The following is a 14,119-nucleotide window of genomic DNA, read 5'->3' as shown; positions in this document are numbered from 1 at the left end:
CATGAACGAGTTCATCGGCGTCGTCACGACGGTCGGCCAGACCAAGATCGCAGCGGCGATCGGCGGCGCGGCACTCAACTTGACGACGGTTCGGGTCGGCGACGGCAACGGCGTGCCGATCACGCCCGTTCCCGGGATGACCGACCTCATCCGCCGAGTTGGCAGTGCCTATGCCATCGTCTCGCAGGGCCGTGACCCGGTGAACCCGAACCACTGGCGGATCACAGCCCTTATCCCGGCCGCGGCAGGTCCGTTCGACATTCGTGAAATCGGCGTCTTCGACGCGGCCGGCGACATGATCGCGATAGCGCGGCACGTCTTGGTCGAGAAACGCTCCCCGGCACAGGGTGCCGCTGTCGAGCTGACCACTGACATCGTCTTTCCGGTTTCCGAGACCGCCCAGGTCACGGTGCAGGTTCAGCCGGAGGCGGCCATCTCGATCTTCCGCATGCTGCGCGCCGGCTTCACGGTGGTCGAGAGCGCCGGCCTAACATCGCCACCAGCCAATCCGGCGCTGGGGCAAACTCATGTTGTTCCGGCGGGCGCGACGGGCGCTTGGGCTGGCCTTGTCGGTCGTCTCGTCCAATGGGACAGCAGCCTTTGGGTCTCCGCCGATGTTCCGGCCGGCTTCGTGGTTGTCGACAACAGTAAGGGCCGGTTCGAAGGGGGACGATATTTGGAGCGCACCGCGACCGGTTGGGTCGCGGGCCTTACACAGGTCATCCAGCGGCAAGCGGGCAATTTTTTCAGTGCAGCCGGCACGCCGAATGCGCTGACGGCCACCCTGGACCCAGCTCCGGCCACGTGGGCTGATCTGGTTGGCGCGCATCTACGCTTCCTCACGGCGGTGGCGAACACCGCGAGCGATCCAACAATCAGCGTCAATGGCTGGGCGCCAAGACCATGGTCTGGGCGGATGGCTCATCGATCGGGGCGAACGCATGGGCGCCGGGTCAGTTGTTGGAGATAATCTATGACGGCGCGGCGGTCCGCGTGGTGTCCGGCGCCGATCCGCTGGCGATCAACACGGCCATTACGCGGATCGTCTATGGCGCCGGGGCCGATTTCGCGGACTTGCAAACCGCCTTTGCATGGCTCTCGCGCCGCCGGATCACAAGCACGGGCCAAGTGACGCTGCAACTGGCAGCCGGCCAATTCACCTCGTCGGCCGCCATCGGAATGTCTCACCCCGATTTAGGCCGTGTGCGTATCATTGGTGCGAACATGACCGGGGCGCTACCCGGCGACGCTGATTTCGCGGTGACCGGCAGTTCGCCGGCGGCCCGCGCCGCCGATGCGCTCACCAATCTGACCATGCTGCGCGCGCGATTTGCGACCGAGTTGCGCTTCACCGGCGGCGCTGGCATCTCCTTGGTCGGCCCGCTCGGCTTGCTCGACCAGGTGCTCATAGCCGGGGACGGATCGACCGCGCCATCCTCGACGGGCGGTCGAGGGCTGCAGATCGCCAATAGCTCAATCAGCATGGGCCGGGTTGCGGTCATTGGCTTCGGCGGCGCTGGCATTCTGGTGCGCTCGTCGATCGTCGCGATCTCCAACCGGATCTATGTCGTCGCCTGCGCCGAGGGCTTGGTCTCGGCGGCCGGCGGCGCCGTCGATTTCTCGGCGAACTTGTATGCCTATGGCAATGGCGGCGCCGGCGTTCGGGCGACGTCCGGCTCGCTGGTCGACGGCACGCTGGCCAATGGCATCATCTCTCGCGGCAACGGGGGGATCGGCCTGACCGCTGCCGATGCGGGGGTGGTCAACGCCGGTGCCGGATCGATCATCAGGCAGAACGGCGGGGTCGGCGTCGACGTTCGGCGCTCGACCATCAATCTCGGTACGCCGACGATCAGCAACAACGGGAGCTGGGGCATCGCCAATGGCCATTCGATGGTCCAGATCCTGAGTGGCGTGTTCGCGTCCAACGTCAACGGCGACAGCGTCGTCACGGATAGCGGCAACACCGCCCTGCAGAGCTGCACCGGGCTCGGCACGCTCTCACCGGCGGCCAACACGCTGGGCAATCGCAACGGCTACAACGGGGTGTACTGATGCAGGTCTATGTCAAATCCGGGCACGTCATCGCTCATCATTCCGACAGCCAGGAGGTCCCGGCCTCGGCCTATAGCGAGGACGTCACCATCGTGCCGATGCCGGACGGCAGCCCGATCGACGTTGGCGATGCGGCACCGACGCCCGATCTGAACGCCTATGCCGCCGCGCGCCGCTATCAGGTCGAAACGGGCGGCGTCACTATCGCCGGCCGGCGGATCGCGACCGATCGTGGGAGCCAGGGCATGGTCAATGGCGCCGTGGCGGTCGCCAAGGAATTTCCCGCAGACGTCATCGACTTCAGCGGCCTGAACGGGTTCATCACACTGACATCGGCCGAGATGATCGCCATCGGCCGGGTCGTCGGCAAACATGTGCAATCCGCGTTCTCGGTCCAGCGGGCAGTTGCCGAGGGCATTGCGGCTGGCGAGATCACCACCATCGAACAGATCGACGCGGCGGCCTGGCCGAGCAACGGCTGATCTGGCCGGCAGCCTCCGCCGCAACGGGGGCCGGGATGCGTCAACATCCCGAACCACGGGCAAAGCCGGCAAGCCAGTCCCGTGAAGCGTCAGAAGCTCTTACCGCCACCCCGCGCGCCGAAGTCGGCCAGGTCGAGGTGGATGATTCGGCCGAGCGGAACAAGTGGAGAACATTAGATGCGGCTCATGCAGCGCCCTGCTGCTCAGAATGGCGCCTCGCGCGCTGTCCGGCCGCGTGGACATCAAGTGCCGCCGGTGCGGCACCCTCAACAGCCTGAGGCCATCAGAGCCCGCACCCGAACGCCATGCAGAGCGTCCAGCAGGAGACGCCGCATGTCGCGGTTCGAAATCCGATCCATCGGATCGGCCACCCTCTATCGGGGCGATGCCCTCGAAGTCTTGACCACTCTGGCGCCGGGCTCGATCGGTGATGTCCTGACGGACCCGCCTTATTCCTCGGGCGGCAATGTGCGCGACAAGGCGCAGGCCACCAGCGCCAAGTACCAGTCGAGCGAGCACCGCGGCCTCTACCCCGAATTCCAGGGCGACACCCGCGACCAGCGGTCCTATCTCGCGTGGTCGACGCTCTGGATGGGCCGCGCCCGCGACCTCGTTGCACCAGGAGGCATGATCGCGGCGTTCAGCGATTGGCGTCAGGTCCCGGTGACCTCTGACGCCCTTCAATGCGCCGGCTGGGTCTGGCGCGGCATCGTCACCTGGGACAAGACCGAACGCTCCAGGCCCCAGCTCGGCCGCTACCGCAACCAGACCGAATTCGCGGTCTGGGGGACCAACGGCCCCAGGCCTCTGGTCGGCGCCACCGCGCCTGGTGTCATCCGGGAGCCGGTGCCGAAAGTGAAGCACCATATCGCCGGCAAGCCTGTCGAGCTGATGGACGGGCTGATGACGATCATGAAGGGGCCGGTCCTCGATCCGTTCATGGGGTCCGGGACCGTGGGCGTCGCCTGCGCGGCCCGCGGCATTCCCTATGTCGGTATCGAAGTTGACCCGACCTATTTCGAGATCGCCTGTCGAAGGATCGAGGAGACGCAATGCGGCCCACCGTGAGGCCGCTGCGAGAACACCCCAGTTTAGGGGTCACCCATTTTTTTCGTCTGACGATGGGGGGTCGAACGCGATCGCCATCTGAGTTGGCGCGGGGCGGTGTTCGATGACCTGAAGGACGGTATGCTCGGTCTTCAACCCTTCGGGCGTCTGCTTCTGGACCGTCCGAACTTGACAGATCAAAACGTCTCCCTTCGCAAACCGAGCCAAACTCCGGTCGACCTGATCGAGAAATCCCTTGTCGTCGATTGTTGCAGTGATCACGTTTTGACCATCGAACAACCGCCACTTGTTTCCTTCTGTGAAGGCCAGCGAGCGGATCGACAGCGCCATTCGCTGGGTAGTTTCGACCACGGTTTCGGATGGTGGTTCGATGGGTTGAACGATTGCGCGATCAGCCTTTGTCAACTGAACGGGAGCTGGGGCCTCCTCGTCCTTCTTCTTGTCGCGAGGAATGAAGGTGATTGTATCCACGTCCTCAGAGGCAAGGGTGTCCAGGAGAACCTTGAGTTCCCGCTGCACGGCAAACTCTTGATAGACACGAAGGACTTCTGCGGGGACTACCAAGCTGGTCTCGCCGCCGTCGTCACCTGGAAACCGTATGGTCACATTGCCATCGCTTGTCCGGGAGGCGCTCGTGATCGGCCGCCCCTTGAGTCTTCGAAGCAGAAAAATGAGGCCGCCACCGGCCGACCCGACGAGCCCTAAGGCCTGCACAAGCTTGAGGGCCCCGTCGACGTCCTGCGAAATTAGCAAGCCGCGCAGTTGCTCCCAGTAAGGAAGCACGACGTCAATCAGGACCTCGAACGAGCCGATCTTCGTGGCGACTGCTTCGACCTTAACGGGATTGTCTGGACCGTTGAGTGCTCGGTTTGCAGTTTCGACCACTCGCCCGAACGCAAGGAGCGCGGGCGCTAGCTGCCGGACATCCATCCGCCCTTCCTTGAGGGCTGGGCCATCAAAGGCAATCGTGAAGCTCGTCTTGCTCATTAGGTGCTCCGGATCGAGCCTATATGGCGATCCAAACGTGACGATATGGTTATCGCTCGTTGAATGGTCGTGAGGTCAAAGGCGGGAGAAGGTTGGCCAAACCATGACGAGCGCCAGCGCCCGCGCTACTGCAGAACGCCGGCGCGCGCCGGTGTCCAGAATGTCCCGTCGAACTGTCCGAAATATCGCGGCGCGCTACAACCTTAAGCCCGGCAATGGGCGGGACGAGCAGGTCGTGGCCGAAAACCGTCCGTCCGACTTAACCAAGTGTCGTCGGCGATTCCGTCTGCCTTTTGCGAAAACCCTCGAGAACAGCAATTCGATCAAAGGGTTAAGTGGTGGGTGATGAAGGATTCGAACCTTCGACCCGCTGATTAAGAGTCAGCTGCTCTACCAACTGAGCTAATCACCCATCCGCCCGCCACGGCCGACACCGTCGCGGGAGCGCGGTGACTAGCAGAGACGAATACGCATGTCCAGAACGGCGCCGAGGAATTTTCACGCGCCGCACGGATCGTGCCATGGCCGCACCCCGCCGACATGGCCACCGGCGACGCCGGATCCCGCCTCAAGATGCCGGCGGCCAGAGCCAGGCGGCGCCGCGCACGCCCGAGGAATCGCCATGGAGCGGCTTGGCGACCGGTGTCGCCACGGCATCGGAGAAGACATGCGCGCGCATCGCCTGGCCGAGATCGGCATAGAGCCTGTCGACATTGCCCATGCCGCCGCCGAGCAGAATGATGTCGGGGTCGAGGATGTTGATGATATGGGCGAGCGCCCGGCCGAGCCGGTCGACATAACGCCAATAGGCTTGGCCGGCTGCCTGGCCATGCGGCTCGCCCTCCCGGACGGCCTCGGCAATGATCTCGCTCGCGGTAAGCCTGCGGCCGGTGGCGCGGGTGAAGTCGGCGGCAAACCCGGGACCCGACAGCCAGGTCTCGATGCAGCCGCGCCGGCCGCAATAGCAGGACGGCGCGTTGACCACTTCTTCAACCGACGGCCAGGGCAAGGGATTGTGCCCCCATTCGCCGGCGATCAGATGGCGGCCGCGCAGGATCTGGCGGCCGATCGAGATGCCCGCACCGACGCCGGTGCCGAGAATGACGCCGAACACGACATGGGCGTCGCGGCCGGCACCGTCGACGGCTTCCGACAGGGCGAAACAATTGGCGTCGTTCTCCAGCCGCACCTCGCGGCCGAGCATGGCGGCGAGATCCTTGTCGAGCGGCTTGCCGATCAGCACCACGGAATTGGCGTTCTTGACCAGACCGCTCGTCGGCGACACGGCGCCGGGAATGCCGACGCCGACCGTGCCGGTTTGATCGAGTTCGGCCTCGACCCCCTCGACCAGGCCGACGATGGCGCCAAGGATCGCGCCATAGTCGTCCCTGGGCGTCGGCACGCGACGACGGACGAGCTCCCGGCCCTGATCGTCAAGGGCGAGGATCTCGATCTTGGTGCCGCCGAGGTCGATGCCGATGCGCATCGGAGCCGCTTATTCCGCGGCTTCGATGGCGCGCTGCGGGTGCAGCCGCTCCTGCTTGGCGATCACCTTGTTGAGCGCCGAAAGATAGGCCTTGGCCGAGGAGACCAGGGTGTCCGGATCGGCGCCCTTGCCGGTGAAGCTCTGGCCGTCGGTCTGCAGGCGGACCGAGACCTCGGCCTGGGCATCGGTGCCGGCGGTCACCGCATGAACCTGGTAGAGCTCCAGGATGGCCTCGTGCGGCACGATCGCCTTGATGGCATTAAACACCGCGTCGACCGGGCCGTTGCCGGTCGCCTGCACCGTACGATGCACGCCGTCGAGATCGAGTGTCAGGGTCGCCGCCTGCGGCCCCATCGTGCCGGCCACGACCAGCAGCGACATGACCTTCATGCGATCTTGGGAATTGGCCAGCTTCTCGTCGACCAGCGCCTCGATATCCTCGTCATAGATCACCTTCTTGCGGTCGGCGAGATCCTTGAAGCGGACGAAGGCATCCTCCAGCTGGTTGTCGGACAGGCTGTAGCCGAGGTGCTTCAGCTTGTCCTTGAAGGCATTGCGGCCGGAATGTTTGCCCATCACCAGCGAGGTCGATTTCACGCCGACCGAGGCGGGCGTCATGATCTCGTAGGTCTGGGTGTTCTTCAGCATGCCGTCCTGGTGGATGCCGCTCTCATGGGCAAAGGCGTTCCGGCCGACGATCGCCTTGTTGTATTGCACCGGAAAGGAGGTGACGGTGGCGACCAGCTTGGAGGCGCGGGTGAGCAATTTGCTCTCGATGCCGCAGTCGTAGCGGAAGATGTCATTGCGCGTCTTGATCGCCATGACGATTTCCTCGAGCGCGGCATTGCCGGCCCGCTCGCCAATGCCGTTGATGGTGCATTCGATCTGGCGGGCGCCACCTTCGACGCCGGCGAGCGAATTGGCCACGGCCATGCCGAGGTCGTTGTGGCAATGCACCGAGAACACCGCCTTGTCGGAATTCGGCACGCGCGCGCGGACCATCTCGAACAGCGCCTTGTATTCGTGCGGCGCGGTATAGCCGACCGTGTCGGGGATGTTGATGGTGGTGGCACCGGCCTTGATCGCCGCCTCGACGCAACGGCACAAGAAGTCGTGCTCGGTGCGGGTGCCGTCCTCGGCCGACCACTCGACATCGCCGACATGGTTGCGGGCGCGCGCCACCGAGGCGATGACCATCTCCAGGACCTGATCCGGCTCCTTTTGCAGCTTGTGCTTCATATGCACGGGCGAGGTCGACAGGAAGGTGTGGATGCGCGGCCTCACGGCGTGACGCACCGCTTCGCCCGCCCGGTCGATATCGGCCATGCCGGCACGGGCAAGGCCTGCGACGGTGGCATTCTTGATCCGCCCGGCGATCGCCTGGACGGCTTCGAAATCGCCGTTCGAGGCGATCGGAAATCCGGCCTCGATGATGTCGACGCCCATCTCGTCGAGCAGGTCGGCGACCTGCAGCTTCTCGTCCAGCGTCATGGTGGCGCCGGGACACTGCTCGCCGTCGCGCAGCGTCGTGTCGAAGATCAAGACGCGGTCCTTGGGTGACGTCGTCATGGCTTTGGTCCTTCTCAGCGGCTTGGCCGGCGGCTGCGCCCGCAGGCGCAAGACATCGCGGGCCCGATGGTTCGGGTGCGGCGATTTTCCCCTGAGCGCCAAGGCCTGATGGCCCTGTCGGTGCTCAGGGGCAGATAAGCAGAAGGAGCGAAAGCGAGGGGGTGGCGCAGAATGCGCGAATGCGGACCGGTGCTTGAGCACGCGCGATCGGCACGAAAATCACCCTCGACAGATGCGGCCCGTGCCGCAGTTGATGTCCTGCGTAACCGATCCGGGGGACCGATGCAAGGGGCAAGGCAATGGCGCTGCGCGATCCGGCCGCCACCTGGATCACCCGGGCCTCACGTGCGTGCGCGCGATTCAGCGTAGATATTGATGAGAACGCCGGTGACGACGACGGCCGCGCCGATCAGGACGGCAAGCTCGGGCTGCTCGGCATAGATCAGCCAGCCGATCAGCCCGATCAGCGGCACGCGCAGAAAGTCGATCGGTATGACGACAATGGCGTCGCCATGACGGAAGGCGTTGGTCAGGCAATAGTGCGCGGTCAGGCCGCAGACGCAGATACCGGCGACCGGCAGCCAGAGACCGGGGTCGAGCTTGGTCAGGAAGAACAGCGGCTGGCCGATCGCCACGTCGGCGGCGAGATTCAGCGGCAATTGCATCAGGTTCATCCAGAACAGGATGGTCCAGGTCGAATTCGAGCCGGTGAGAAACTTGGTGGTGGTGATCTGGATGCCGAAACAGACCGCGGCGGCGGCCACCAGCAGCGCCTCGGGGCGGAAACTGTCCATGCCGGGCCTGAGGATCACCAGGACACCGAGAAAGCCGAGGATCAGCGCGACCAGGCGCGAGGCGTTCATCCGCTCGCCAAGGAAGATGACCGCGAAGACCGCGACCCAGGCCGGCGTGGTGAACTCGATGGCGAACACCGTGGTCAGCGGCAGCACCGTCAGGCCATAGGCCCAGAGCCCCTGGCCAGCGAAATGTGGACCGTTGCGCAGGATATGGATCCACGGCTTGGCCGGCTTCAGGCGCATGCCGGGGTCATGGGCGACCAGCGCCATGACGCCGAGAATGACCAGGCCGCCGATATTGCGCAGTGCCAGGATCTCGAACACGGTCAGTCTGGCACTGAGCTCTCGCACGGAGATGGCCACCGCACAGAAGGACAGGAGCGAGCCGGCCATCCAGAAGACGACCATGCCAAAATTGCGGGGAGACGACTGGGCCATCGGGTCTCGAATGCGCCTGGGTAAGGCCGGGGCCCTTGTTCTAATGGCGCGGCAGCCCCCGGTCCCCCGCGATTTTCGCAGGGCCGGCCCGTTTGCAGTTGACGACCGGGACCCTCTTGCGTATAGACCGCCCTCCGTGGCGGCCTCGTGCCGCCGCTCTCATTTTCTTCGGGCGGCGACTCCGTCGACGCCAGCCACCGGGACAGGAAACCCATGGCCAACACCGCTTCTGCCAAGAAGGCCGTCCGTGTCATCGCACGGCGCACCGCAGTGAACCAGTCGCGCCGCTCGCGCATGCGCACGTTCCTGCGCAAGCTCGACGAGGCGATCGCCAGCGGCGACAAGACCGCCGCGACGGCCGCCCTGAGGGCGGCTGAACCGGAGATCATGCGCGCGGCCCAGAAGGGTGTTCTTCACAAGAATACCGCTTCACGTAAGGTCTCGCGCCTGGCTCATCAGATCGCCAAGATCGGCGCCTGACGCTTCATTCTCTGCAACCATTGCAGGACATACATAACCCGGCCTCGCGGCCGGGTTTTTGTTGTGCGCCGCACCCGGCCGAGCGCCACAGAAGAGGGTTCCGTAAGGGAGCCGTTGCGGCCTTGCCACAGCATTGAGAGAAGCAATGCAACCTAAATTTTTGGTTTCAAGCGAAACCAGGGGACCGTGATCCGGCTCAAGATCTCTCAGAAAAAAGTAAGCAATATCAATTGATTGCAGAGGGGACAGTTTGTATCGCATCCGCAACGATCGGCCCGGAGGTATCCCAAAACCTCTGTTCGAAGCGAATTTTTGTCTCGCCCGCGTCCAAGTCGACCTTGTCGGGATTCGGATTTCAACGATTCGTCAGTGGGTTGAAAGCCGGCTCATCGCGTGCCGAAAACGCGTAGCCTGTCAAGGCCGCGCCATTTACCATTTCTTAATTGAAATCCGTTGCCCAGGCCGGGGGCGCTGTGTATCGTTCAAAGCACTCGGGGGGGCCACTTCGAGTTTCACGAAACATCTGAAGTAACAGCCCATCGAAGGATGGGGCCGGAAAGTTTGTCCCTCTTCGAGGGTAAAATAATCCAGGTAAAACTTTAGAAAAATTGTTGAGACTTCGTGGTTCGGTTGCTGCAGCGGCGTCAAGACTAAGCGGCGATCGATCTCCTGAACAAGAATGAACCATTTGGAATGAGGCATGCGGGCGCAATGACGTTCGCATGGGGGTCACATGTCGTCTTTGAATGATGCCGGATATGCCGGGGACGTAACGCCGCGGGCTTGCCTGGAAACGCTGGTGCAGGATGCATCGGCCCAGCTCGTCGACGTGCGCACGACCGCCGAGTGGGCCTATGTCGGCCTGCCCGACCTGAAGGCTGCGGGCAAGGAGCCGATCCGCAGCGAATGGCAGGTGTTTCCGGCCATGAAGATCGACGCCGATTTCGCCGCCAAGCTGGATGCGGTTTTGGCCGAACGCGGCGTCGGCAAGGATGCGCCACTCTATTTCATCTGCCGGTCGGGCGTTCGTTCGAAGGCTGCCGCCATCGCCATGACCAATGCCGGCCATGTCAGCTGTTTCAATGTGGCCGGTGGCTTTGAAGGCCCTCCCGACGCCGACGGTCACCGTGGCCGTGTGGCGGGGTGGAAGGTCGACGGATTGCCCTGGATCCAAACTTGATTGCCTAGCGCCTTTCTTGCCGTTCCGATCCTCGACCAGGATCACCGCGTTTCGCCCTGCTAATTGCCGCATACCGACGATGGAGAATCTCGTGTTCGCCACCCCCGAACTTGTCCGTGACCTGACCGAAGACAAGACCGAGACCATGAGCGACGCCATGCGTGCGGGCGCAGTTTGGGAAAGGGTGCGCCGGCGCCTGCGTGCCGAGTTCGGCGAGGACGTGTTCAACAGCTGGTTCAAGAGCATCGAGATCGATCATGCCGCAGACGACGCCGTGCGCCTGTCGGTGCCGACCCGCTTTCTGAAGAGCTGGATCGACAATCATTATCGCGACCGCATCATCGCGCGCTGGAGCGAGGAGGCCGCGCAGCCGATCCGTATCGACATGATGGTGCGCTCGGCGGTCACCAACCGTGTGCCGTTGAAACCGAAGGCCGCCCCCGAAAGCGTCCGCCCGATCATCCAGTCCGGCGCCCGCACGCCCGACCAGGCTCCCGTCATCAATGGCCATAGCGACGCGCTCGGCGGCTCACCGCTCGATCCGCGCCTGACCTTCGACAGCTTCGTGCAGGGCCGGTCCAATACGCTCGCCCGCGCCGCGGCGCTTCAGGTCGCCCAGTCGCGCACCACCGACAGCGTGCTGTTCAATCCGCTCTACATCCATGCCGGCGTCGGCCTCGGCAAGACCCACCTGTTGCAGGCCATTGCCGGAACCGCCCAGGCCGCCGGCCGGCGCATTCTCTATCTCACCGCCGAAAAGTTCACCTTCGGCTTCGTCGCTTCGCTGAAGAACCAGACGGCGATCGCCTTCAAGGAGGCGCTGCGCAATATCGACCTTTTGATCATCGACGATCTGCAGTTCCTGCAGGGCAAGCAGACCCAGGCCGAATTCTGCCATACGCTGAATGCTCTGATCGATGCCGGCCGGCAGGTCGTGGTGGCCGGCGACCGGCCGCCGTCGGACCTGGAGAACCTGGACGAGCGGGTCCGTTCGCGGCTGGCCGGCGGCCTGACGGTCGAAATCGGCGGGCTCGACGAGAACCTCCGGCTCGACATCCTCAAGCAGAAGCTGAACCAGGCCAGGGCCCAGCACCAGGGTTTCGACGTGCCCCTTGCCGTGCTCGGTTATGTCGCCAAACATGTGACCCAGAACGGCCGCGACCTCGACGGCGCGTTCAATCGCCTGCTCGCCTCCAACCGGCTGACCAACCAGCCGGTGACGATCGAGATGGCGGAACGGTCGATCCGCGACCTCGTCCGGGTCGCCGAGCCGCGCCGGGTCAAGATCGAGGAAATCCAGAAGATCGTCGCGCAGCACTACAATGTCAGCCGCTCCGACATCCTGTCGTCGCGGCGCACCGCCACCGTGGTCCGCCCGCGTCAGATCGCCATGTATCTGGCCAAGACCATGACGCTCCGGTCTTTGCCGGAGATCGGCCGCCGCTTCGGCGGGCGCGACCACACCACCGTACTGCACGCCGTGCGCAAGATCGAAGGCCTGGTCGGCCAGGATCCGGCGCTCAACGAAGAAGTGGAAGTCTTGAAGCGCCGGCTCAACGACTGAGCCCGAAAGCCATGTTGCGTCGCGGGTGGATCACCCGCGACCGCTCATGCCCGGCGCGCCTCGACTGCGCTCGTCAGACCGCCATCGATCGGGCGGTCGTCGATCAGGGCCTTGTGCGTCCCGGCGCTCAGATGCAATCGCCGGGGTTGCGCCGGAACGGCGCGGCGTCGCGCTGGGCATATTCCAGCCCCTGCACGGCATCGCGCTCGGTGCGGGCGCTGGACAGTGCGTTCTCGTAAGCGGTGACGCCCAAGCTCGCCATGACACCGGAATTGAAGCGGACGTGGTAAAGCCGCTGATTGAGCCTCGGATCATAGCCGACCGCTTCCACCGCCCGCACGCAGAAGGCGCCGACCGGCACCGTACGCACCGAGACCGTCACCCGGTTGCGCGGATCCTCGATCTGGAACCGATCGCCTCCAGGCGCACCACCAAAGCGATCGGCGGAAGCCGGCGCGGTCAGCAGGAGCGGCACGACCGCGACCGCGGCTGCGAGAGCCAAGAGACCGGGCCCCGCGCAACGGCGCGACGCCCGCAATTGCCGTTCAAGCCATTCCTTGGACATGACGAAAGACATGACGAACTCCTCCCACCGGCCGGTGGCATGCAAAATTACCAAGCGATTCTTCTCTCTTTCAGTGGCCAATTCAAGGCTCGGCGGCATGCCGAGACCGCGCAGCCGACCCGCGCAAGCCGTTGATTCCGACGAAATCAGCCCGGAATGCCGCAACCGGCGAAGCGGCGCTTGCGCAATCGGCCAAACCGGGGTTGAAAGCTGTTCGCATGTGCAGCGCACACCTTGAAACGCGCGCGTCGGCAGGCTTGACTGTCGGCCCTTGTTTTTGAGGGGCGGCCTGATGGCACGCCCTGGTCATGTCTTGGAGCAGCGTTGATGAAGGTGACCGTTGAGCGGGCCCAGCTCCTGAAATCCCTCGGACACGTGCATCGCGTCGTCGAGCGGCGCAACACGATCCCGGTCCTGTCCAATGTGCTGATGCGCGCCGACGGCCAGTCGCTGCGCCTGAAGGCGACCGATCTCGACATCGAAGTGGTCGAGAGCCTGGCCGCCGAGGTCGGCCAGTCCGGCGGCACCACGGTGCCAGCCCACATGATCTACGACATCGTGCGCAAATTGCCCGACGGCTCGCAGGTGGTGATCGAGACGGTGGGCGACAAAGGCACGCTCGCGGTGCGCGCCGGACGCTCGCGCTTCACCTTGCAGACGATCCCCGAGAGCGATTTCCCGGATATCGCAGCGGGCGAGATGAGCCACAGTTTCGAGGTTGCCGCCAAGGACCTGAAGCGGCTGATCGACAAGACCCAGTTCGCCATCTCGACCGAAGAGACACGCTATTATCTGAACGGCATCTATATCCACACGGTCGAGAAGGCCGGCGTCAGCCTGATCCGCGCTGTGGCGACCGACGGTCACCGGCTCGCCCAGGTCGAATTCGAGGCGCCGCAGGGCGCCATCGGCATGCCCGGCGTCATCGTGCCGCGCAAGACGGTCGCCGAGGTGCAGCGCCTGGCCGACGACCCCGAAGCCACCGTCACGGTCGAACTGTCGACCGCCAAGGTGCGCTTCCGCTTCGGCGAGACCGTGCTGACCTCCAAGCTGATCGACGGCACCTTCCCCGACTATGCCCGCGTCATCCCGCTCGGCAACGACAAGATCCTGACGGTCGAGAAGTCCGAGTTCGCCGCAGCGGTCGACCGCGTGTCGACGGTGTCGTCGGAGCGCGGCCGGGCGGTGAAGCTGTCGGCCGCCGACGGCAAGCTGACACTGTCGGTGACCAATCCGGATTCCGGCAGCGCGACCGAAGAGGTCGAGGTGTCCTATGAGGCGGATGCCATCGATATCGGCTTCAATTCGCGCTATCTGCTCGACATCACCGGTCAGGTCGATGGCGACACCATCGAACTGAAGCTGGCCGATCCGGGCTCGCCCACCCTTATTCAGGATCCGACCGGCCCGGGCGCGCTCTATGTGCTCATGCCGATGCGGGTGTGACG

The 14,119-nt window shown here is 64.4% G+C and carries 14 protein-coding genes and 1 tRNA gene; 9 read left to right on the top strand and 6 right to left on the bottom strand.

Going from position 1 to position 14,119, the window contains the following annotated elements:
* Position 1: 1 nt before the first annotated feature.
* The 5 genes from E8M01_RS16245 to E8M01_RS16225 all read left to right on the top strand — a co-directional run bounded on the left by E8M01_RS16245 (position 2) and on the right by E8M01_RS16225 (position 3,605).
* A complete protein-coding gene (locus tag E8M01_RS16245; protein ID WP_136961065.1) occupies positions 2-970 on the top strand; it encodes a phage tail-collar fiber domain-containing protein in 969 nt (322 codons plus the stop codon).
* Positions 904-2,055, top strand: a complete 1,152-nt coding sequence (locus tag E8M01_RS16240) for a hypothetical protein (RefSeq protein WP_170181921.1) — start codon at positions 904-906, stop codon at positions 2,053-2,055. Before E8M01_RS16245 ends, E8M01_RS16240 begins: the two co-directional genes overlap by 67 nt.
* Positions 2,055-2,537, top strand: a complete 483-nt coding sequence (locus E8M01_RS16235; protein ID WP_136961063.1) for a DUF4376 domain-containing protein — start codon at positions 2,055-2,057, stop codon at positions 2,535-2,537. The genes E8M01_RS16240 and E8M01_RS16235 overlap by 1 nt, the downstream gene beginning before the upstream one ends.
* A gap of 163 nt (positions 2,538-2,700) precedes the next feature.
* Positions 2,701-2,940: a Com family DNA-binding transcriptional regulator gene (locus E8M01_RS36000; RefSeq protein ID WP_136961062.1), complete on the top strand. Its 240-nt coding sequence runs from the start codon at positions 2,701-2,703 to the stop codon at positions 2,938-2,940.
* Positions 2,871-3,605, top strand: coding sequence for a DNA-methyltransferase (locus E8M01_RS16225; RefSeq protein ID WP_136961061.1), 735 nt, complete (start codon positions 2,871-2,873; stop codon positions 3,603-3,605). Before E8M01_RS36000 ends, E8M01_RS16225 begins: the two co-directional genes overlap by 70 nt.
* A gap of 30 nt (positions 3,606-3,635) precedes the next feature.
* Here E8M01_RS16225 and E8M01_RS16220 read toward each other — a convergent pair whose 3' ends face one another.
* From E8M01_RS16220 to E8M01_RS16200, 5 genes are all read right to left on the bottom strand, one after another.
* The gene (locus E8M01_RS16220) at positions 3,636-4,592 is read right to left on the bottom strand and encodes an LAPAL motif-containing putative phage structural protein (protein WP_136961060.1); all 957 of its coding nucleotides are present in this window, start codon (positions 4,590-4,592) and stop codon (positions 3,636-3,638) included.
* 336 nt (positions 4,593-4,928) lie between these two features.
* A tRNA-Lys gene (locus E8M01_RS16215) sits at positions 4,929-5,004 on the bottom strand.
* Positions 5,005-5,160: 156 nt separating this feature from the next.
* Positions 5,161-6,078 carry an ROK family protein gene (locus tag E8M01_RS16210; protein ID WP_136961059.1) on the bottom strand — a complete coding sequence of 306 codons (918 nt, stop codon included), beginning with the start codon at positions 6,076-6,078 and terminating at the stop codon, positions 5,161-5,163.
* Positions 6,079-6,087: 9 nt separating this feature from the next.
* The gene (locus E8M01_RS16205; RefSeq protein ID WP_136961058.1) at positions 6,088-7,647 is read right to left on the bottom strand and encodes a 2-isopropylmalate synthase; all 1,560 of its coding nucleotides are present in this window, start codon (positions 7,645-7,647) and stop codon (positions 6,088-6,090) included.
* 341 nt (positions 7,648-7,988) lie between these two features.
* Positions 7,989-8,882, bottom strand: coding sequence for a DMT family transporter (locus E8M01_RS16200; RefSeq protein ID WP_246088758.1), 894 nt, complete (start codon positions 8,880-8,882; stop codon positions 7,989-7,991).
* A 213-nt stretch (positions 8,883-9,095) separates the two neighbouring features.
* Here E8M01_RS16200 and rpsT point away from each other — a divergent pair, with 213 nt between their 5' ends.
* From rpsT to dnaA, 3 genes are all read left to right on the top strand, one after another.
* Positions 9,096-9,362, top strand: coding sequence for a 30S ribosomal protein S20 (gene rpsT, locus E8M01_RS16195; RefSeq protein WP_136961057.1), 267 nt, complete (start codon positions 9,096-9,098; stop codon positions 9,360-9,362).
* Between the two features lie 799 nt (positions 9,363-10,161).
* Complete coding sequence (locus tag E8M01_RS16190; RefSeq protein ID WP_246088757.1) at positions 10,162-10,542, top strand: rhodanese-like domain-containing protein; 381 nt, start codon at positions 10,162-10,164, stop codon at positions 10,540-10,542.
* Positions 10,543-10,699: 157 nt separating this feature from the next.
* Positions 10,700-12,106, top strand: a complete 1,407-nt coding sequence (dnaA, locus tag E8M01_RS16185; protein WP_425467739.1) for a chromosomal replication initiator protein DnaA — start codon at positions 10,700-10,702, stop codon at positions 12,104-12,106.
* 127 nt (positions 12,107-12,233) lie between these two features.
* Here dnaA and E8M01_RS16180 read toward each other — a convergent pair whose 3' ends face one another.
* Complete coding sequence (locus tag E8M01_RS16180) at positions 12,234-12,683, bottom strand: hypothetical protein (protein WP_136961056.1); 450 nt, start codon at positions 12,681-12,683, stop codon at positions 12,234-12,236.
* A gap of 315 nt (positions 12,684-12,998) precedes the next feature.
* Here E8M01_RS16180 and dnaN point away from each other — a divergent pair, with 315 nt between their 5' ends.
* Positions 12,999-14,117, top strand: a complete 1,119-nt coding sequence (dnaN, locus tag E8M01_RS16175) for a DNA polymerase III subunit beta (RefSeq protein ID WP_136961055.1) — start codon at positions 12,999-13,001, stop codon at positions 14,115-14,117.
* Positions 14,118-14,119 lie beyond the last annotated feature (2 nt).

Origin of the sequence: Phreatobacter stygius (assembly GCF_005144885.1) — a bacterium.
GTDB lineage: Bacteria > Pseudomonadota > Alphaproteobacteria > Rhizobiales > Phreatobacteraceae > Phreatobacter > Phreatobacter stygius.
Note: the sequence above shows the minus strand (reverse complement) of the source record. Positions and strands in the feature narration are given on the sequence as shown.

Bases quoted from the DNA above. Each gene is read 5' to 3' on its own strand.
- E8M01_RS16245 (WP_136961065.1), top strand. From the start codon at position 2: ATGAACGAGTTCATCGGCGTCGTCACGACGGTCGGCCAGACCAAGATC.
- E8M01_RS16235 (WP_136961063.1), top strand. From the start codon at position 2,055: ATGCAGGTCTATGTCAAATCCGGGCACGTCATCGCTCATCATTCCGAC.
- E8M01_RS16225 (WP_136961061.1), top strand. From the start codon at position 2,871: ATGTCGCGGTTCGAAATCCGATCCATCGGATCGGCCACCCTCTATCGG.
- E8M01_RS16210 (WP_136961059.1), bottom strand. From the start codon at position 6,078: ATGCGCATCGGCATCGACCTCGGCGGCACCAAGATCGAGATCCTCGCC.
- dnaA (WP_425467739.1), top strand. From the start codon at position 10,700: ATGCGTGCGGGCGCAGTTTGGGAAAGGGTGCGCCGGCGCCTGCGTGCC.
- rpsT (WP_136961057.1), top strand. From the start codon at position 9,096: ATGGCCAACACCGCTTCTGCCAAGAAGGCCGTCCGTGTCATCGCACGG.
- E8M01_RS16220 (WP_136961060.1), bottom strand. From the start codon at position 4,592: ATGAGCAAGACGAGCTTCACGATTGCCTTTGATGGCCCAGCCCTCAAG.
- E8M01_RS16200 (WP_246088758.1), bottom strand. From the start codon at position 8,882: ATGGCCCAGTCGTCTCCCCGCAATTTTGGCATGGTCGTCTTCTGGATG.
- E8M01_RS16205 (WP_136961058.1), bottom strand. From the start codon at position 7,647: ATGACGACGTCACCCAAGGACCGCGTCTTGATCTTCGACACGACGCTG.
- E8M01_RS16240 (WP_170181921.1), top strand. From the start codon at position 904: ATGGTCTGGGCGGATGGCTCATCGATCGGGGCGAACGCATGGGCGCCG.
- E8M01_RS16180 (WP_136961056.1), bottom strand. From the start codon at position 12,683: ATGTCTTTCGTCATGTCCAAGGAATGGCTTGAACGGCAATTGCGGGCG.
- dnaN (WP_136961055.1), top strand. From the start codon at position 12,999: ATGAAGGTGACCGTTGAGCGGGCCCAGCTCCTGAAATCCCTCGGACAC.